Consider the following 19,117-nt stretch of genomic DNA (forward strand, 5'->3'; position numbering starts at 1 on the left):
GTCTTCGACTAGGGGGAGAGGTATGAGAAAACGTCGGGTGGTTGGAACCACCCTGGTCGGCTCGATCTGCGCGCTGGCGGCGATCTGCAGTTCGGCGGATGCCGCGCCGATCTACAAGGACCCGTCCTATTCGTTCAGCGAGCGTGCCGCGGACCTCGTGTCGCGGATGACGCTGGCGCAGAAGGCCTCACAGACCGACAGCAACACGTCGCCGGCGATCCCGAGCCTCGGGGTCCCGTCGTACGGCTGGTGGAACGAGGCGCTGCACGGCGTCGCCGAGCTGTCACAGACCAACAACGCGAACGCCGGGTTCCTGCAGAACACGACGTCGTATCCGATCAATCAGTCGCTCGCCGCGGCGTTCGACCCCGATCTCGAGTTCCAGATCGCGTCGAACATCTCCGACGAGGCGCGCGAGGTGATGCCGTCCAACAGCGAGAACCTCGACTTCTACTCGCCGACCATGAACATCGAGCGCGACCCACGCTGGGGCCGCAACGACGAGTCCTTCGGCGAGGATCCGCTGCTCGAGTCCAAGCTCGTCAGCCAGTTCGTGGACGGGATGGAGGGCAAGAACCAGAGCGGGCAGCCGTTGGCCGCCGGCGACGGGTTCCACAAGACCATCACCACGCTCAAGCACTACACCGCCAACAACAGCGAGGGCAACCGGCTCAACGGCGACTCGGTCGAGGACGCGCGGACGCTGCGCGAGTACGACACCAAGCCGTTCGGCGACGTCGTCCAGGCCGCGCATCCGGGCTCGATGATGAGCTCCTACAACAGCATCAACGGGACGCCGTCGCCCGCGAACCCGTTCCTCATGCACACGCTCGCGCGTGAGACGTTCGGTTTCGACGGCTACTTCACGTCGGACTGCGACGCGACCTACGAGATCACCAACGGCCACCACTTCCAGCCGCCGGGCTGGACGCGCCCGATCAACCCGATCGAGCGCAACGGCTACGCGATGTCCTCAGGCGAGGACCTCGACTGCAACACGGGCTACCACGACAACTACAACTACCTGAACTCGGTCCCGACGGACACCCAGCAGGGCATCAAGACCGAGACGGACACGTTCAACGTCAACGACCTCGACACGTCCGCGGTGCGCCTGTTCACGGCGCGCATGGAGACCGGCGAGTTCGACGACCCGCTGACCGTCCCGTGGGTCACGCAGGCCCGCACGCGCGTGCCGAGCTGGACCAACAACAACACCAACAACGCCGTCACCGAGACGCCCGCGCGGCTCGCGCTGGACCGCAAGGCCGCCGACGAGTCGCTCGTGCTGCTCAAGAACAGGAACAAGCTGCTGCCGCTGAAGGTGCCGAGCTCCGGCGCCTACAAGGTCGCGGTCATCGGCTACTTCGCCAACCCGTCGAGCATGTACCTGGGTGGCTACTCCAGCAGCCAAGGTGCGGCCGGCGTGGCCAACGAGGTCAACGGCTACAACGGCCTCAAGTCGGCGATCACCGCGATCGACCCCGACGCGACGGTGGACTACTACAAGGGCTTCACCGGCACGGGCACGCGGGCCAACCAGCTCACCACCATCGATCCCGCCGCGGTCGCCGCGGCGGCCAACTACGACGCGGTCATCGTCTACACGGGCACGGACTCCTCGGTCTCCAAGGAGGACCTGGACCGCACGACGCTGCAGCTCCCGGGCGCCCAGGGCCAGCTGATCCAGCAGGTCTCGGCCGTCAACCCGAACACGATCGCCTACATGGAGACCGTCGGCCCGATCGACGTCTCCCCGTTCGAGTCCACGACCCCGGCGATCGTCTACAGCTCCTACAACGGCATGCGCAAGGGCGAGGCGCTGGCCGACGTGCTGCTCGGCAAGTACGACCCGAGCGGTCACCTGCCGTCGACCTGGTACCTCAACGACGCGCAGATGCCGCCGGTGACGGACTACTCGATCCGCCCGAGCGCGACCAGCAACGGCCGCACCTATCAGTACTTCATCGGGCAGACCCGCTACCCGTTCGGGTACGGCCTCAGCTACACGACGTTCAAGTACTCCGGCCTGCAGCTCTCGGGCCATGCGCTGAGCGCCGACGACACGCTCAACGCGACCGTCACGGTCACCAACACGGGCAGCACGGCGGGCTCGGACACGGTCCAGCTCTACGTCAACCAGCCCAACGCCCCCGCCTCGGCGGAGCGGCCGATCAAGCGCCTCGAGGGCTTCCAGCGCGTGACGCTGGACCCGGGCGCGAGCACGACGATCACGATGCCGATCAAGGTCTCCGACCTCGCGTTCTGGGACCCGTCGGCGAACAAGTGGTCCGTCGACGACGGCACCTATGGGGTCCAGGTGGCCGACTCCGCGGCCGACGCCGACATCCAGCAGCAGGACACGTTCACGGTCTCCGGCGCGATCACGCCCAAGCCGAACGTGCTGACCACGCAGCCGGTGGTCGCGGGCGCCGACAAGGGCCGTGACATCCAGCAGCGCGTGTTCTTCACCGCGGGCCAGACGATCGACCCGCAGCCCACCGTGTCGATGAACGACGCGACGCTCTACGGCTACGAGACCCGCGGGCAGTCGACCGACTTCCCGGCGGGGATGACGTTCGACTACACCTCAAACCACCCGGGCGTGGTCTCGGTCGACGGCGCGGGCAAGCTGCGCACGGTCGCCGACGGCGTCGCCACGGTCACGGCCAAGGTGACCTACGGCGGCGTCACCAAGTCGACCAGCTTCGTCGTCGACGTCGTCTCGACGCTGAGCGACCTGACGCTCAACGGCGCACCGCTGTCGTCCTTCAACCCCGGCCGCCCCTTCGCGTCCGACACCTACAACTACGACGTCGTCCTGCCGGCGGGCAGCAGCGCGCCGGTCGTCGCCGGCACGTCCGCCGACCCGAACGCGACGGTGACCGTCACCCAGGCGAGCGGCGTTCCCGGCTCGGCCAAGGTGGTCGCCACCGGCGCCGACGGCACGCCGTACACGTACACGGTCAACTTCGCCTACCCGGCGCAGAGCGACGAGTTCAACGGCTCTTCACCAGGGCCGCAGTGGACCTGGGTCCGCAACGACCCTGCCGCGGAGAGCGAGTCCGGCGGCGCGTTGAACCTCACCGCGCAGACCGGCGACCTCAATGCCGCGACCAACACGGCGAAGAACCTGCTGCTGCAGCCCGCGCTCGGCGACTGGGCGGCCGAGACCAAGATGACCCTCAGCACCACGCCGCACACGGCCAACCAGCAATCGGGCCTGATCGTCTATCAGGACGACGACAACTACCTCAAGTTCGACTGGGAGTACACGGGGACGAGCGCGCAGCTGGTCGAGACGTCCGAGGACTTCTCGTTCACGCCCAACGCGCCCGAGACCGCGGCGTTCCCGACGGTCCTGCAGTCCCTGCCGACGGCGAACATCACCAGCGGCACGACGCTCTACCTGAAGATCGTCAAGAGCGGTCAGCGCTACCAGTCCTACTACTCGACGGACGGCTCGACGTGGACGCCGTTCTACGAGGTGGGCGCCAGCTTGACCAACACCAAGGTCGGGCTGTTCTCCTACAACCGCGCGGGCACGAGCACCGATCTCACGACGGCGTTCGACTACTTCCGCGTCGGCAACACCTCCGTCGCCACCGGTCCGGTCGGCGGCAGCGTCCCGCCCACGCTCGCGCTATCCCTCGGGGCGCCGGCGAGCTTCGGCGCGTTCACGCCCGGCGTGACGAAGGACTACACCAGCTCGATGACGGCGAACGTCGTCTCGACCGCCGGTGACGCGACCCTCTCCGTCGCCGACCCGGCCACCACCGCGACGGGCCATCTGGTCAATGGCGCGTTCTCGCTCCCCTCCCCGCTGCAGGCCTCGGCCACCAGCGCAGCCGGAGCCGGTGGTGCCGCGGCCCCGATCGGGGGCTCGTCGGACCCGCTCGCCCTCCTCAGCTATGCGGGCCCGGTCAGCAACGACCCGGTGAACATCTCGTTCGCGCAGCACATCGGCGCCAACGATGCGCTGCGAACGGGGAGCTACAGCAAGACGCTCACGTTCACCCTGTCGACCGATCAGCCGTAGGAGGGTTCCAGGCCGCGGGTGCGAGGATCGCACCCGCGGCCTGACCCGGCTTCGCGCGCGGCCATTCGGGGCAGGAACAGCGGATGGACCCGTCTCGCGTGGTCGCCGTCGATGTCGGCGGCACCTTCACCGACGTCTGCGTGCTCGACCAGGCCAGCGGCGAGCTCGCCGTGGCCAAGGTCGCCTCGACCGCCGATCCCATCGACGGGGTCATGGCCGGGGTCGAGCAGGCGGGCGTGGATCTCGCCAACACCGCGCTGTTCTGCCACGGCACGACGGTCGCCACGAACGCGCTGATCACCCGCAACCTGCCCAAGGCCGCGATGGTCTGCACGCGCGGGTTCCGCGACGTGGTGGAGATCGGCCGCGGCACCCGCGACGACCTCTGGGACGCCTACAAGGACAACGCCGAGCCGTACATCCGGCGGCGCGACCGGCTCGAGGTCACCGAGCGGATCGACCACCGCGGCGAGGTGGTGACCGAGCTCGACGAGGACGAGGCCCGCGAGGTCGCACGGATCCTCAAGCGGCGCGAGGTCGAGGCCGTCGCCGTGTGCTTCGTCAACGCGTACGCGAACGGCGACCACGAGCAGCGGATGGCGGAGATCCTGCGCGAGGCGCTGCCCGACGCCGCGATCTCCACCTCCTCCGGCGTCCTGCCCGAGCTGTTCGAGCACGAGCGCTTCTCGACCACGGTCGCCAACGCCGTGCTGTCGCCCTTGGTGACCGGCTACGTCGACCGGCTCCAGCACCGGCTCGCCGACGACGGCTATGACGGCGACCTGCTGATCCTGCACTCCGGCGGCGGCGTGATGACACCGGAGGCGGTGCAGGAGCTCGCCGTGCGCCTCGCCGCGTCCGGCATCGCGGCGGGCGCCGTGGCCGCCCGCTACACGGCCGCCATGTGCGGCTTCAAGAACGTCATCGGCGTCGACATGGGCGGGACGAGCACCGACATCAGCCTGGTCTACGACGGGACGCTGCGGACCACCAACGAGTGGTTCGTCGAGTACGGCCACCCGATCGTCTTCCCGTCGATCGAGGTGCTGACGATCGGGGCGGGCGGCGGGTCATTGGCGACGATCGACGCCGCCGGCTCGCTGCGCAACGGCCCGCAGTCGGCGGGCTCGGACCCCGGGCCCGCGGCGTACGCCAAAGGCGGGGAGGAGCCGACGAACACCGACGCGAACCTGGTCCTCGGCCGGCTCGGCGAGCAGCTCGTCGGCGGCGGGATGACGCTCGACAAGCAGGCCGCCGAGCAGGCCATCTCCTCGCGCGTCGCCGAGCCGCTGAACCTCGACCTGCACGAGGCGGCCGACGCGATCATCGCCGTCGCCAACGCGAACATGGCCGACGCGGTGCGGATCATCTCGCTGCAGCGCGGGTACGACCCGCGCGAGTTCGCGCTGGTCGTCTTCGGCGGCGCCGGGCCGCTGCACGGCGCGGCGCTCGCGAAGGAGCTCGGCGTGCCCACCGTCCTCGTCCCGCCCCGGCCGGGCACGTGGTCGGCGCTCGGCTGCCTGATGGTCGACATCCGCCACGACCTCTCGGAGATGTTCCTGCGGCCCGCGTCCGAGGCGGACGGGCAAGAGCTCGACGAGGCGTTCGAGCGTCTGGAGACCAAGGGGCGCGAGCTGCTCGCCTCCGAGGGCGTGACCGAGGACGGCGTGACGCTCGAGCGCTCGATCGCGATGCGCTACCTCGGTCAGTGGCGCTCGCTCGAGGTGGCGTTCGACGGCGACCTCGACGCGGCCGTCGAGCGTTTCCACACCGAGCACGAGCGCGAGTTCTCCTACCGCCGCGACGACGCGCCGGTCGAGCTCTACCGGCTCCAGCTCGTGGCCACCGGCGCCACCGAGGAGGTCCGGCTGCCCAAGCATGACCGCGGCGGCGACATGCCCGAGCCCGCGGAGACGCGCACGGTGTACTTCGACGGCGAACCGTCGGACACACCCGTCTACGAGCGGGAGAGCCTGCCGGCCGGAGCGACGTTCGAAGGCCCGGCGGTGATCGACCAGCTCGATACCACCACGCTCGTCCCGCCCGGAGTGAAGGCGGAGGTCGACGAGTGGCTGAACATCCGGATGGAGGTGCGCTGATGTCACTGGATGCCGTCACCTTCGAGGTGCTCAAGAACTCGTTCGTGACCGTCGTCGACGAGATGGCGGAGCAGATCCTGCGCACCTGCCACTCGTTCGTGATCTTCTCGCGCGACTTCAGCTGCGCCCTGCACGACGCGCGCGGCGACACGATCATGCAGGGCTCGCAGGACATCGCCGTCCACGTCGGCACGCTGCACCTGAAGGCCAAGGCCGTGCTCGAGGACTTCGAGGGCGACATCCACGAGGGCGACGTGTTCGCCGTCAACGACCCCTACCGAGGCGGCACGCACTTCCCCGACGTGTCATTGATCCGGCCGGTGTTCTCCGAGGGCGAGCTGATCGCGCTCGCGCAGGCCAACGGCCACTGGGCGGACGTGGGCGGGAGCGTTCCCGGATCGTTCGACGTCGGTGCGACCGACCACTTCGGCGAGGGCATCCGCATCCCGCCGATCCGCGTCGTCGACCGCGGCACGCCGAGAGACGACGTGATCGCGATGATCGCCTCCAACTCGCGCGCGCCGGGTGACATCGTCGGCGACTGCCACGCGCAGATCGAGGCCACGCGGGTGGCCGAGCAGGAGCTCTTCCGCCTGATCGACAAGTACGGCAAGCAGGATGTCGTCGCCGCGTTCGGCGAGGTCCAGGACTACGTCGAGCGGCTCACCCGCGCGCGCATCGCCGACCTCCCGGACGGCGTCTGGGAGACCACGGACCACGTCGACTTCGACCCCGCGGGCGACGAGGGCCTGGTCACGGTGCGGGTCAAGCTCACGATCAAGGGCGACACGATCGAGTACGACCTCAGCGGCTCGGATCCGGCGATCAAGAGCTTCCTCAACTCAGGCGCGGGCGTCGCGTTCAGCGGCGCGATCGCGTCCGCGAAGACGTTCCTGCCCGAGATCCCGCTCAACTCCGGCTTCTACCGCGCGATCCACGTCGACCCGGGTCCGGAGGGCACGATCGTCAACGCCGGCTGGCCCAATGCGGTCACCGGCAGCGTCTCCGGCGCCTACGAGAAGATCATGAACGCGGGCTTCGAGTTGTGGTCGCAGATCATGCCCGAGCGTGCGATGGCCTGTTGCTTCAACCTCGAGTACCTGCTGGTCGGCGGGCGCGACGCACGGCGCGAGGACCGCCCGTTCTTCATGTGGTACGACTGGATGGCGGGCGGCTGGGGCGGGCGCAACGGGCGCGACGGGCAGGACTGCACGTCGCCCGTGTTCGGCGTCGGCCTCGCGGTCCAGCCGTTCGAGGGCCAGGAGCGCCTGACGCCGGTGCTCACCGCGCAACACGAGATCATCCCCGACTCCGGCGGACCCGGGAAGCACCGCGGCGGCTGCGGCGTGCGCAAGGGCGGGACCCTCACCCAGGTCGACGCGGCGGTCATGTCCTACTGCTGCGACCGCGCCCGCAGCGTGACCTGGGGCATCGCCGGCGGCCTGCCGTCGCTCCCGCACGGCGTCTGGCTCAACCGCGGCTCCGACGAGGAGCGCTTCCTCGGCGCGAACTTCTCCGGCGTGCCGGTGAAGGAGGGCGATCGGTTCGAGCGGCCGAGCGCCGGTGGCGGCGGTCTGGGCGACCCGCTGGAGCGCGACCCCGCCGCCGTGCTGGAGGACGTCGCCGACGGCTACGTGACGATCCGCCGCGCCGCGCTCGACTACGGCGTCGTCGTCGAGGCGGTCGACGAAGAGCTGGCGGAATACCGCGTCGACGAGGACGCGACCTCCAAGCTGCGCGACGAGCAGCGCGGAGCCCGCGCCGCCCGCCTCGACGAGGACCCCGAGGACGTGGCGCGCCGCTTCCGCGACGGCGAGCTCGACGTGCTCGACCTCGTCCGCCACTACGGCGTGATCCTCGACTGGGGCAGCGGCGAGGTCCTGCCCCGCACCACGGAGCAGTACCGCGAGCTGCTCAAGCGCCGCAGCGCAGCGGGATGGAAGCGTTGACGCACTTGATGTGGAGGCTTAGATGGTAGCATAGTCGGTGGTTTACCGGGATGGTTTTAGGTTGTATCCAGGGTGCGTTTCGGGTAGTCTTCCTGGTATGAACCCCCCACTTCACCCGATGGAGGCAGCCATGTCCGCCCGAGATGCAGCCGGCCGAGGCGCTGGCCAGTGCGTCGCGAAGGCCGCCGGCGACCTCAGGCATACCCTGGGCCCGCGTTTGACTGCCTACGCGGTCGGTCTCCGGGATCCCGGAGACATCGACTCGTTCGCGCGCGCGGAGGCGCGCCCGCGCCGCGAGACGGCAGACCGCCTCTGTGACCTGCACTCGATCACGCAGCGACTCGTCGAGGGCAAGACGCCCGACACCGCGCGGGAATGGATGGTCTGCTCGAGTCCGCTCCTCGACGACCGAGCTCCGCTCGAGGTGCTGCATGAGCAGAGTCGCGCGCCCAGGCGATCGCTCGATGCGCCAGGGTGGGCGCTCGATGGCTTCCGCCGCGTGGAGGATGCGGCAAACGCGTACCTCGACGCGGCCTGAACAGGTCTCGGGTCTGATTCAAGACCCGAGACCCTTCCGACGATATAGGTAGTGACTACGGTGGTGTTCCCGGGGGCAATAGTGGTAGCGTTGCCGCTGAACAGCGCGACCGAGCCACAAACCGTTTCCGGAAGGGGTCCACCGATGACGATTGTTGAAGAGGCGTATCGGGCGTCTGTGACGAGTGCGATCGCGCAGATTGCCGAGCAGCTTCAAGCCACGCTGGGTCAGCGGCTCACGGCTTATGCCGTGGGCGTGCGGGACCCGAAAGCGATCGGAAAGTACGCGCGCGGAGCGATCGAGCCGCGCGAGGACACGGCGCAGCGCATGCGCGACCTGTTCCGCATCACACGCATCCTCGGCGAGGAGCGGCCCGAGATCGTGCGCGCCTGGATGATCGGGTCCAATCCGTTGCTCGATGATCGTGCGCCGATCGAGTTGTTGCACGAGGAGAACACGAAGCTCGTAAGCAGGGCTGCCGGCGTCGAGGCACAGTTCTCCAGCGCCGCGTTCCGCGCGGTGCACGAGGCAGTGGTCGATTGGGCGGAGGCCCAGATGGCGTAAGCGTTAGGTGAGCGTGATGCCGAGGCGTTCGGCGGCTCTGTGGAGGTCCCAGTCGGAGCCTCTGATGTGGGAGTCGTCGTACATCTCCAGCATCGCGACCGCGGTGCGATGGTTCCAGACGACGCGATAGTCCCAATGCAGAAAGCGGAGCTCGTGCCCGATCGGAGGGTCGGCGGCGCGGACCTTGAGCAACCGGGCGCCGATGCGGGCCTGATGGACGACGTGGGAATGGGTGATCCGCTGGAAGCGATGCGTCGCCGCGGCGCGCTGGAAGTAGGCGTCGCGTACGAAATGTAGTTCGAGCAGCTTGAACCCGTCGAAGATGTGGCTGCTGACCCAGCCTGAGTGCGCGACGACTCCGTCCTCGGGCTCGCTGTCGAGATACGCGTCGATGTCGTCATCGAGCCCAGCGCGCGGGCGGTATGGCGCGAGGCAGTGGCCGAACGCCGCTTCACGGCTCGTCGCGAGTTGCACCTCGCGGAAGCGTCGCCGTCGCGAGGGGTGCCTCGTGCCGATGGCGAACAGGCCATCGCTCGGGGTTACCTGAACGTGCGATTCTCGAACACCGGGCACCCGAAAAGGCTACAGTCGGACCACGCCCGTCGCGCGGGAACGTTCGAAAGGAAACGTCGTGCGCATCCGAGCAGTCGACATCATGGCGCAGGTTCTGCGGGATCCACCGCGCTTGCGGGACGTCACGCTCACCGACTGCGTGATCGAAGGTCCGCTCAACCTGGACGGCGTGCATTTCGCCGCAGGGGCCGAGTTCCAGGGCGTCGTCTTCGAAGGACCCGCGAGCTTCGCCGACGCGTTCTTCGAGCAGGGGGCGGGCTTCACAGAGGCGACGTTCGAGCGTGGGGCGAAGTTCGACAGAGCACGCTTCGACGAAGAGGCGCTTTTCCAGCGCATTACGGTAGGGCACCAAGGTGCAACTTTCCGGAGCGCGGAGTTCAGAAGCCTCGCGTACTTCGGCAACTCGATCTTTGAAGGCGCGGTCAACTTCACGGGCGCGGTGTTCGCGGTGGGCGGATCGTTCGGTCAGACGAGGTTCGGCTCGGATGCGTACTTCGACGGTGCGACCGGGACGACGATGGACTTCGCGCGTGCCCGGTTCCAGGGAGACGTCGCCAATTTCAACGAGTTCAGGGCCGAGCGGCTACGGCTGACGCGCGCCGTGTTCGCGGCGCAGGTCGAGGCGCGGCTCCATGTCGATGTCATCGTGCTGACCGGGGCTGCATTCTCGGCCGGCGCGTCGATCCGGTGCGCCGAGCGAGAGGAGGGCAGGACGCCGTCGCTCGGGCTGGAGCGGGCGCGGTTCGGCGCCTCGTCGTTCGTCGCGGGCGCGGGAGCGACGCGGCCCTTGCTCGAGTCGATGCGCTACGCGGACGCGTCCAACCTCACGCTGGCCGACATCACGCTTGCGAGCTGCCAGTTCCACGGCGCGCACAACCTCGATCAGCTCCGGCTCGAGGGCTCGGCCGCGTTCGTCGAGTCGCCGGCGGACTGGCGGGTCGAGCTGCCCTGGCCGTGGGCGCAGCACTGGACGCCCCGTCGCGTCCTCGCCGAGGAGGTCGCGTGGCGCGTGCGCCAGCCGGCGCGGCCGGGGAAGTGGCACCGCATCGTGCTGCGCTGGCCGGAACGGTTCCCGCTGCGCTGGCCGTCGTGGCAGTACACCCGCGACCCCGCCAAGCGCATGCGCTGGCCGGACTGGGGCGCGCCCGGAAAGGAGCCCGAGGACCCACTCACACCCGACGAGATCGGGACGATCTACCGGGCGCTGCGCAAGGGCCGCGAGGACCACAAGGACGAGCCGGGAGCCGCCGACTTCTACTACGGCGAGATGGAGATGCGCCGCTGGGGCTCCCGCAGCCGCAACGAGTCGCTGCTCGATCGCCTCGTCCTCTGGCTCTACTGGGTGACGTCGGGATACGCGCTGCGGGCGAGCCGCGCGTTCGTCACGCTGATCGTCGTCATCGTGGTCTTCGCGGCGCTGTTCGAGCTCGTCGGGTTCGCGAGTCAGGCGATCGCGCCGCGCGCCATCGGCGTGACCAACGGCCGGATCGTCTACGAGGACACGACGTTCCCGGAGCGCCCGCCGATCAACCAGGCGTTCCGGGCGCTGACCTACAGCGCGGCGACTGCCACCGCGGTCGCCGGCGCGCCCCCGCGGCGCCTGACAGCGATCGGCGAAGGGCTGCGGATCGTGCTGCGCGTGCTCGGGCCGCTGCTCCTCGCGCTCACGGCGGTGTCGATCCGCGGGCGCATCAAGCGCTGACGAGCGCTACGCGAGCGTGGCGATGAAGGCGTTGACCACGGTCGGGTCGAACTGCTTGCCCGAGCAGCGGGCGAGCTCGGCGAGCGCGACCGGGGTGGGGATCGTCGGGCGGTAGGCGCGCGGGGAGGTCATGGCGGCGAAGGCGTCGCAGACGGCGACGATCCGCGCGCCGATCGGGATCCGGTCGCCCGCCAGGCCGTCGGGGTAGCCCTCGCCGTCCCAGCGCTCGTGGCTGGAGCGGACGATCGCAGCGACCGGGCGCAGGCCCGGCGCCGCGGCCAGCATGCGCTCGCCGATCACGGTGTGGCGGCGCATCAGCGCCCACTCCTCCTCGTCGAGCGCGCTCGGCTTGGTGAGCATCGTCTCCGGGATCGCGAGCTTGCCGATGTCGTGCAGCTCGGCGGCGTAGCTGACCTCCTCCACGGCCTCCTCGCCGAGCCCGAGCTGCAGCGCGGTGGCACGCGCATGCTCGGCCAGCACGGGGATGTGCTCGACGAACTCGGGCTGCATCTCCCGCAACATCCGCAACAACAGGTCGCGCACCTGCGCCTTGCTGGGCGGCGCGTCCTCGATAAAGCTCACATGCCGGGGGATCGGCCGATCCCCCGGCAAATTGAGCGGCTACGGGTTCGTCGTCGACAGCGTGAACGTCAGCGTCTTCGCGTATGTCCCCGTACGGACCGGATCGCCGGCGCCGATCGCCTGCTTGAACGTCACCGGGACGACCTCGTTCGACGTCGGGGCGCTCCAGGTCTTGACGACGCCGAGGCCCTGCAGCGGCTGCGGCAGGGTGAACGCGCCGTTGACCAGGTGGCCCGTGGCGGTCGGGCTCGGGTCGGCGACGGTCAGCGTCGCGTCACCCGCGGTCGAGAGGACGGTCGCGGTCGTGGAGGCCGTGTACTCCTTGGCCACGCCGGGCGTGAAGGCGCCGAAGTTCGCCGGGGCGCCGAGCGTGAGCGCGAGCGTGGCGGGCACGGTGCCGCTGACGGTCGTGGTCGCGGCGACGAACACGCTCGCCTCGCCGCCCAGGTAGGAGACCCAGAGCCAGTAACCGCCCTGATTGATGTACGTCCCCTCGGGCAGGCCGGCGAAGGTGCCGGTGAGCGTCTTGCCTTTGACCAGCGTGAGCTTGGTGCCGGGCGTGAGCGGGCCCTGGATGTCGAGCGTCAGCGGGCCGCTCAGGACGACGTCGCCGTCGGCGCGCAGCGAGCCGTAGTCGGCGCTGCCGTGCAGGGTGATCTGTGTGCGCCCGGCGAGCCGGGCGTTGCCGCCGACGCGCGCGCCGTTCCCGGGCGCGAAGGTGCCGGCGGCGGTGACGTCGAGGTCGCCGCCGAGGCTGCCGGTGGCCGCGAGGGTGCCGCCGGCAACGGTGGTCGTACCGGTGTAGGTGTTGTTGCCGCTGAGGGTCAGCGTGCCCTCGCCCTGCTTGGTCAGGCTGCCGGTGTACACGCGCGCGTTGCGAGCGGCCTCGCGACGCGTGCCGGTCTCGTACTGGGTCCTGTCGACCTCGCCCGCGTTCGCGGGCAGGCCGTTCGTCCAGCCCTTGTCGGCCTTGGTCTGCGCCCACGCGGCCGCCTCGGCCTCATCCTCGCCCTTGCGGGCGCGGATCGCCACGTCGGAGATGTCGTTGGACCACGTGTCGCTGTAGCCCTGCGTGTCGAGCACGGTCGGGCCGAGCAACTGGCCCGGGCCCTTGAACGCGTCGCGCAGGTTCGGCGTGTGCCAGCCGTTGCGCGCGTCCGGCACCTGGACCGCCTTGCCGCGGTCCGGGTTCTGCACCGCGGGGTTGCCGATGGTGGCGTTCTGGCGGCCGTTCGTGAATAGCGTGTACAGCGCCTGCGTGTTGGTCATGTACGGGAAGCGCTTCATGATCAGCGCGAGCTCCGCGGCCGAGTGCGGGCCGGCCATCGAGGTGCCCGAGGCGCTCCCGTAGCGCGGCTGCGGCACGCCGTTGACCACCGTCACCACGGTCGAGTTGATGTTGCGGCTCGGTGCGGTCACGCACGACCACTTCGCCACGCCGCACTGATTGAACTCCTGGGTGCCGGGGACGAGGACGGACCCGTCGGCGTTCAACGTGCGCCCGGTGCCGGGGTTGATGCCCGACGTCGTGTACCAGCGGCCCTCGAGCTCGGGCATGTAGTACGGCGCGGCGCCGCGAGGCGTCGGGTTGACGTAGCCCGAGTTGCCGGCCGTGAACTGGATGATCGTGCCCGTACGGGCGACGTCGATCGCGCCGTTGAGCCAGTGCGACGTGTTGCCGTCCGGATCGGCGACGCCCTCCGGCAGGGACAGGTAGCGCCACGCGGTGTTGAGCCCGTAGCTCGACGGGTTTCCGGCGGCCGGTTCGAGCGGGCCGTAGTTCTCTGTGTTCGGCTGGCTGCCCCAGCTCGAGGTGATCAGGCGGATCGGCTTGCCGTCGGCCGTCGCCTGCGCGTTCACGGCTCGGTAGACGTTGCCGATGTAGGCGTTGTCCGGCTTCTGCGCGGCGGTCACGTTCGCCGGCCACTTGCCGTAGAGGACGCCGTCGGTCTTGCCCGTGTTGCCGACGTAGAGATCGGCGTTGAACGCCACACCGTGCATGTTCTCGGCCGGCGTCGTCTCGCCGACGCCGTCACGGCTGGCCCCGATGGTGCCGGTGACGTGCGTGCCGTGCAGGTCGTTGAACAGCTGGTTGTAGTAGCCGGACGTCGGGCCGGTGTCACCTCCCTGCGCGACGACCGCGTGGTAGCGGTCCCCCACCGCGTAGTTCGTCGCCTTGCTGCCGTGCTCGCGCATGTGGCCCTCGAAGGTCCCCGAGTCGACGACCCCGATGTTCATGCCGGTGCCCGAGTAGCCCGCCGCGTATGCGAACTCCGCGCTGATCGACAGCATCCCGTTGTCGCGCAGGAACTCCGGCGTGCGCCAGCTCGCCGGATCGCCCGCGCGGCCTGGATCGCCGTCGTAGGTCGTGATGGGCGGCGGCGCCGTCGACAACTGCGCCTGCGCCGGTCCCGCAACCGATGCCGTCAGCAGCGCAGCGAGCAGCGACGCGCGCACGCGCTTGTTGGCCAGAACCACAGCCCACCCCCCAACGTTCGAACTTCCCTCCGCCCTGGAATCAGTTCACGACTGCTTCACCTTGTCAAGCGGGAACCGTCACGTGCTGACACTGATGCGCTGGAGCTTGTACTTCTGCAGGAGCTTGGCCTGTTGGTCCTCTCCGAGCTCGGGGATCGACTCGATCTCCGCGAAGAACGCGCTGTCGCGAATGATCGAATAGGTCAGGACCTTTCCGCCGAAATCAAGCCCCTTGATGTAGGCGGTCGATGCGTCGCGCTCCTCCGCGGTGCCGACCTTGTTGCATTCGGCGAGCTTGAACGCCCCGCCGGCCTTGACCTTCGGCTCGCTGGTGAGCCGCTTGGCCTCGCCGACCCCGACCGCGATCGCGTCGCCCGTGTTTCCCGAGATGTGCAGGAATGAGGCGCCGAGGTCGTCGACGACCGTGACCGTGTGGCCGCCGTACTGGCAGCCGTCGAACAGGTACATGACCTGGTCGCCTGGGAACAGCGGCGCGGAGAACGCGGCCGAGCCCGAGACGGTGTTCGGGGCGCCGTTGACCTTCTGGAAGCCGATGTTGTTCAGGAACGCCTCGATCTTCACCGTCGGTGCGTAGCCCATCTCCTTCAGCGCGTTGACGATCGCGCTCGAGCTGGTCTGCGTGCACCAGTTCGGGTTCGGCTTGCCCTTGTCGTTGATGCCGCCGCCGAACTTGCCGACGCTGCCGAATCCGCCCTTGGCGGCGCTCGCCTGGTTGATCGAGCTGCGTCCGGCGTACTGGAACAGGTACTTGACGCTCGGCGGCAGGTCGCCGTGCCAGGCCTGCATGTAGAAGGTCAGGTAGTCGTCGAGGACCTGCTGCGCGTCCTCCTCCTCATTGGCCCAGGTGGTGACCATGGACAGCTTGAACTGGAGCTGGCGGAACCAGTCCGGCAGCGCGCCGCCGGAGCCGCTCGGCGCGGTGCCCTGTCCCCGCAGCGCCTTGCCGGCGAGATGCCCGGCGGCGTCCATGGCATCGCTCGCGGTCTTCGCCCGCGCGGCGAACTCGGCGTCCTTGGCCGCGGGCAACTCGTCGATCGCCGTCGCCAGCTCGCTGCTCTTGACGTAGCCCTTCTGACCATCGGCGATGACGCCGTAGTAGCCGGGCTCCTCGGAGGTCAGGTCGACGGTCTTGCCCTTGGCGAGCGTGCCGACCTTCTTGCTCGCGTCGTCCGGCGCCTCGAAGATGTCAGCGGACTCGGCCTCGGCGAGCGAGCCCTTGCCGGCGCCCTTGCGGATCGGCATCCGGCTCAGCCACGCCGTGCGCTGGTCGGTGAGCAGGCGGGTGACATGGCGGTTCCCGACCGTGCGCTGCATGCTCAGCACGACGTCCGGCGCGCCGGTCGGCACGACGGTGGCGATCGCCGGCGCGGGGGCAGCCGGCGTCGGGGCGAGTACGGGCTCGGCTGCCTCTTTCATGCGCGCGACCCTATCCGGTGGCGCGCAGCCGCTCCAACCCGTCGAGGATCAGCTCGAGGCCGAACTCGAACTCGGCGGTGAGGTTGTAGCCGCCGGCCCGCACGTGGATGTCGACCATCTCGGCGGTGTAGGGGAGCACGTCGGGGTCGACGAGGCGCATGACGCGGTCGGCGACCTCCGCGCTGATCGCCGCGTCGTCGAACGCCGGGAGCGACTGCTCCTGCAGGGCGAAGCCATAGATGAAGCTGTCCTGGATGGAGTAGGCGCGGGCGGTGTCGGAGACGGAGAAGCCGGCCTCGCGCAGGCAGCGCAGAACCGCTTCGTGCAGGCGGGCGCTCGACGGGCCGGGGCGCGCGCGGCCCTCCATCTGCCCGTTCGCCCAGGGGTGGCGGCGCAGCGCCTCGCGCGTGGTCGTCGCGCGGAGGCGCAGCGCGGTGCGCCACTCGACGCCGGGCTGCGGCGCCTCGATCTCGTCGAACACGAGGTCGATCAGGCCGTCGATCAGGTCGTCCTTGTTGGCGACGTGGTTGTAGAGCGACATCGCCTCCACGCCGAGCGCCTTGGCGAGCTTGCGCATGCTCAGCTCCTCGACGCCGTGCGCGTCGGCCAGTTTCAGGCCGGCTTGCAGCACCTTCTCGCGGTTGAGGGCGGGGCGCTTGACAGGCATACAGCGTAAGTGTACCTTACGCCGTAAGCTTACGCTGTAAGTCAAAGGAGCCATCATGAGATCCCTCGCACATTTCGTCTTCCGCCATCGATGGTTCGTGATCGGCGTCTGGGTCGTCCTGACGCTGGTCGGCGTCGTGACCTCCGGTCGCCTCGCGGACCGCTGGTACCAGAGCTCGGCGGTGCCGGGTGCCCCCGCGTACGAGACCGGGCAGCGGGCGCTCGCCGAGTTCGGCGCGGGCGTGCGCTCGCCCAACGTGGTCGTCGTCCACGGTGACGTCGCGTCCGTCGACGGCGCGTTGCAGCGCGCGGCCGCGTCGATGCCGGGCGCGCTTGCCGGCAAGACCTACTCGGCCGGGGACGACACCGCCTACGGGCTCGTCTACCCACCCGGCCAGGCGAGCTTCGACAAGCTGAGCGACGCGGAGCGGATGCGCGCCGCGGCCGCGGTCGGGCTCCCGGCGGGGACGTCCGTGAACGTCACCGGGCGCGACGCGCTCGACGAGGCGTCAAAGCAGGGGTCGACCGGTGGCGCGAGCGTGCTGGCGGAGGCGCTGATCGGCGGGCTCGGCGCGCTGGTCGTGCTGCTGTTTTTGTTCCGCACGCTGCCCGCGGTGCTGATGCCACTCGCAGTGGCGATCGCGGCGATCCTGAACACGTTCACGCTCGTGTGGGGGCTGACCCATGTGACCGACGTGTCGATCATCGTCCAGTTCCTGATCGCGCTGGTCGGGCTGGGGATCGCGATCGACTACGCGCTGCTGCTGGTCATGCGCTTCCGCGAGGAGTTGCGCGCCGGCCGCGACGTCGAGACCGCGTTGGAGCAGACCGTCGTGCACGCCGGGCGCTCGGTGATCGTCTCGGGCTCGACGGTGGCGATCGGCCTGCTGGCGATGGTCGCGCTGCCGCTCCCGCTGGTGCGCTCCATGGGCATCGGCGGCATGCTCATCCCCGCCGTGTCGGTGCTCGCGTCGCTGACGCTGCTGCCGGCGCTGCTCGCGGTGGTCGGGACGCGGATCGACTCCGTGCCGCTGCTGCCGCGGCGTGTGGGTTCACGTGACGGTGGAGCGTGGGTGCGCTGGTCGCGGTTCGTCGTGCGCCGGCCGGTGCGGGTCGCGTTGATCGGCGTCGTCGTGCTCGGCGTGCTGGGCGGGTTCGGCACGCAGCTGAACGCCAACGAGGCGCCGCTGGCGAAGTTCCCGGGCGTCGGGACCGCGATCGAGGGCCGCGACCAGCTGTCGGCCGCGGGCGTCACGCCGGGCGTCATGAAGCCGCTCGTGGTGCTGGGCGACGCGGCGCGGGTGGGTGGCGTCGAGGGTGTGGTGTCGGCGCGCGTGATCGCCACGCGGGGCCATGACTCGCTGATCGAGGCCTTCCCGGCCGTCGACGGCGGCGACCCCGCCGTGGCAGGCATCATCGACCGCGTCCGCGCCACCGGCGCCTCCGTCACCGGCCTCGCCGCGGTGGACCGCGACTTCCTCGACGTGCTGTCGAGCCGGATGCCGCTCGTGCTCGCGCTGGTGATGGGGCTGACGCTGATCCTGCTCGCGTTCGCGTTCCGCTCGATCGTGCTGCCGATCAAGGCCGTGCTGCTGAACCTCGTCTCGCTCGCCGCGGCCTTCGGCGTCGTTGTCATCGTGTTCCAGATGGGCCACGGCTCGGGCCTGTGGGACGTCGATGCCAGCGGCTCGGTCACGGCCTGGGTGCCGGTGATGATCTTCGCCTTCCTGTTCGGGCTCTCGATGGACTACGAGGTCTTCATGCTCAGCCGCATGCGCGAGGCCTACGACGAGACGGGCTCGACCGAGCGCGCCATCGAGCTCGGGCTCGCGCGGACCGGCAAGCTCGTCACCAGCGCCGCGCTGATCCTCGCGTTCGCGTTCCTCGTGCTCTCGACGAGCCCGGGCTATGAGATCAAGCCGCTGGCGATCGGGGTCGCCGCGGGCATCGTGCTCGACGCCACAGTGGTCCGCGCGCTGCTGGTCCCCGCGCTGATGCGGCTGATGGGCGACGCCAACTGGTGGACCCCGAAGCTACGCCGTGGGGCGCAACGTGAGGCGCTCAGCGTGCGCTAGCAGCATCGTGAGCCCGGTGCGCGGGTCCCGCGGAGTGGGGCGGAACTCCCGCAGCACGGCCGCCGACCACGTCGCGTCGATCCTCGGCGCGACGTCGCGCGGCACGTAGCCCACGGGCGCTCCCGAAGCGAGGTGGACGGCGACCGCGTTGGGGTCGTGCGGGTTCTCGGGCTCGGCGCGCAGGTGCAGCGCCGAGCCCGGCTGTGCTTCGTCCGAGGCGAGCGCGTCCGGCCGGTGCGTCGCGCCCGCGACGTGCGTGACGATCAGGCCCGCCGGCAGCGCGTCGCGGGCGAGGAAGCGTCCGGTCCCGTCAATCGGGTAGTACCCGGCGACCCACACCTCGCCGCCGTCGTCCGGGTACCAGTACCGCTCCTGGAATGCGACGTCGACCTCCACCGACCTAATGGTGACCCGT

General features: G+C 69.7%; 13 protein-coding genes. 7 read left to right on the top strand and 6 right to left on the bottom strand.

Going from position 1 to position 19,117, the window contains the following annotated elements:
• Positions 1-37: 37 nt before the first annotated feature.
• The 5 genes from G569_RS48005 to G569_RS48010 all read left to right on the top strand — a co-directional run bounded on the left by G569_RS48005 (position 38) and on the right by G569_RS48010 (position 9,189).
• Positions 38-4,039, top strand: coding sequence for a glycoside hydrolase family 3 C-terminal domain-containing protein (locus G569_RS48005; RefSeq protein WP_064750340.1), 4,002 nt, complete (start codon positions 38-40; stop codon positions 4,037-4,039).
• Positions 4,040-4,122: 83 nt separating this feature from the next.
• Positions 4,123-6,138 (top strand): hydantoinase/oxoprolinase family protein, encoded by a 2,016-nt coding sequence (locus G569_RS0113020; RefSeq protein WP_028063728.1) that lies wholly within the window; start codon positions 4,123-4,125, stop codon positions 6,136-6,138.
• The gene (locus G569_RS0113025) at positions 6,138-8,087 is read left to right on the top strand and encodes a hydantoinase B/oxoprolinase family protein (protein WP_028063729.1); all 1,950 of its coding nucleotides are present in this window, start codon (positions 6,138-6,140) and stop codon (positions 8,085-8,087) included. Before G569_RS0113020 ends, G569_RS0113025 begins: the two co-directional genes overlap by 1 nt.
• Positions 8,088-8,205: 118 nt before the next feature.
• Positions 8,206-8,625 (top strand): hypothetical protein, encoded by a 420-nt coding sequence (locus G569_RS0113030; protein ID WP_028063730.1) that lies wholly within the window; start codon positions 8,206-8,208, stop codon positions 8,623-8,625.
• A 144-nt stretch (positions 8,626-8,769) separates the two neighbouring features.
• Entirely contained in the window at positions 8,770-9,189 is a 420-nt protein-coding gene (locus G569_RS48010; RefSeq protein ID WP_053226289.1) for a hypothetical protein, read from the top strand.
• 3 nt (positions 9,190-9,192) lie between these two features.
• Here the strand turns inward: G569_RS48010 and G569_RS0113040 are convergent, their stop codons facing one another.
• Positions 9,193-9,663, bottom strand: coding sequence for a hypothetical protein (locus G569_RS0113040; RefSeq protein ID WP_028063731.1), 471 nt, complete (start codon positions 9,661-9,663; stop codon positions 9,193-9,195).
• A 181-nt stretch (positions 9,664-9,844) separates the two neighbouring features.
• Here G569_RS0113040 and G569_RS0113045 point away from each other — a divergent pair, with 181 nt between their 5' ends.
• Complete coding sequence (locus tag G569_RS0113045; protein ID WP_157592001.1) at positions 9,845-11,464, top strand: pentapeptide repeat-containing protein; 1,620 nt, start codon at positions 9,845-9,847, stop codon at positions 11,462-11,464.
• 6 nt (positions 11,465-11,470) lie between these two features.
• Here G569_RS0113045 and G569_RS48015 read toward each other — a convergent pair whose 3' ends face one another.
• The 4 genes from G569_RS48015 to G569_RS0113065 form a co-directional block, all read right to left on the bottom strand.
• Positions 11,471-12,046 (bottom strand): HD-GYP domain-containing protein, encoded by a 576-nt coding sequence (locus G569_RS48015; RefSeq protein WP_053226290.1) that lies wholly within the window; start codon positions 12,044-12,046, stop codon positions 11,471-11,473.
• A gap of 39 nt (positions 12,047-12,085) precedes the next feature.
• Positions 12,086-14,524 (bottom strand): S8 family peptidase, encoded by a 2,439-nt coding sequence (locus G569_RS48020; protein ID WP_053226291.1) that lies wholly within the window; start codon positions 14,522-14,524, stop codon positions 12,086-12,088.
• Between the two features lie 78 nt (positions 14,525-14,602).
• On the bottom strand, positions 14,603-15,961 hold the full coding sequence (locus tag G569_RS0113060; RefSeq protein ID WP_028063733.1) for an SH3 domain-containing protein: 1,359 nt from the start codon (positions 15,959-15,961) through the stop codon (positions 14,603-14,605).
• Between the two features lie 10 nt (positions 15,962-15,971).
• Positions 15,972-16,628: a TetR/AcrR family transcriptional regulator gene (locus G569_RS0113065; protein WP_028063734.1), complete on the bottom strand. Its 657-nt coding sequence runs from the start codon at positions 16,626-16,628 to the stop codon at positions 15,972-15,974.
• 55 nt (positions 16,629-16,683) lie between these two features.
• Here G569_RS0113065 and G569_RS48025 point away from each other — a divergent pair, with 55 nt between their 5' ends.
• Complete coding sequence (locus tag G569_RS48025) at positions 16,684-18,702, top strand: MMPL family transporter (RefSeq protein WP_064750341.1); 2,019 nt, start codon at positions 16,684-16,686, stop codon at positions 18,700-18,702.
• Here the strand turns inward: G569_RS48025 and G569_RS48030 are convergent.
• Entirely contained in the window at positions 18,661-19,098 is a 438-nt protein-coding gene (locus G569_RS48030) for an HIRAN domain-containing protein (RefSeq protein WP_037496279.1), read from the bottom strand. The genes G569_RS48025 and G569_RS48030 overlap by 42 nt on opposite strands.
• Between the last annotated feature and the right edge of the window lie 19 nt (positions 19,099-19,117).

Source organism: Solirubrobacter soli DSM 22325 (genome assembly GCF_000423665.1).
Classification (GTDB): Bacteria; Actinomycetota; Thermoleophilia; order Solirubrobacterales; family Solirubrobacteraceae; genus Solirubrobacter; species Solirubrobacter soli.

Bases quoted from the DNA above. Each gene is read 5' to 3' on its own strand.
- G569_RS0113020 (WP_028063728.1), top strand. From the start codon at position 4,123: ATGGACCCGTCTCGCGTGGTCGCCGTCGATGTCGGCGGCACCTTCACC.
- G569_RS0113025 (WP_028063729.1), top strand. From the start codon at position 6,138: ATGTCACTGGATGCCGTCACCTTCGAGGTGCTCAAGAACTCGTTCGTG.
- G569_RS0113030 (WP_028063730.1), top strand. From the start codon at position 8,206: ATGGAGGCAGCCATGTCCGCCCGAGATGCAGCCGGCCGAGGCGCTGGC.
- G569_RS48010 (WP_053226289.1), top strand. From the start codon at position 8,770: ATGACGATTGTTGAAGAGGCGTATCGGGCGTCTGTGACGAGTGCGATC.
- G569_RS0113045 (WP_157592001.1), top strand. From the start codon at position 9,845: ATGGCGCAGGTTCTGCGGGATCCACCGCGCTTGCGGGACGTCACGCTC.
- G569_RS0113060 (WP_028063733.1), bottom strand. From the start codon at position 15,961: ATGAAAGAGGCAGCCGAGCCCGTACTCGCCCCGACGCCGGCTGCCCCC.
- G569_RS0113065 (WP_028063734.1), bottom strand. From the start codon at position 16,628: ATGCCTGTCAAGCGCCCCGCCCTCAACCGCGAGAAGGTGCTGCAAGCC.
- G569_RS48025 (WP_064750341.1), top strand. From the start codon at position 16,684: ATGAGATCCCTCGCACATTTCGTCTTCCGCCATCGATGGTTCGTGATC.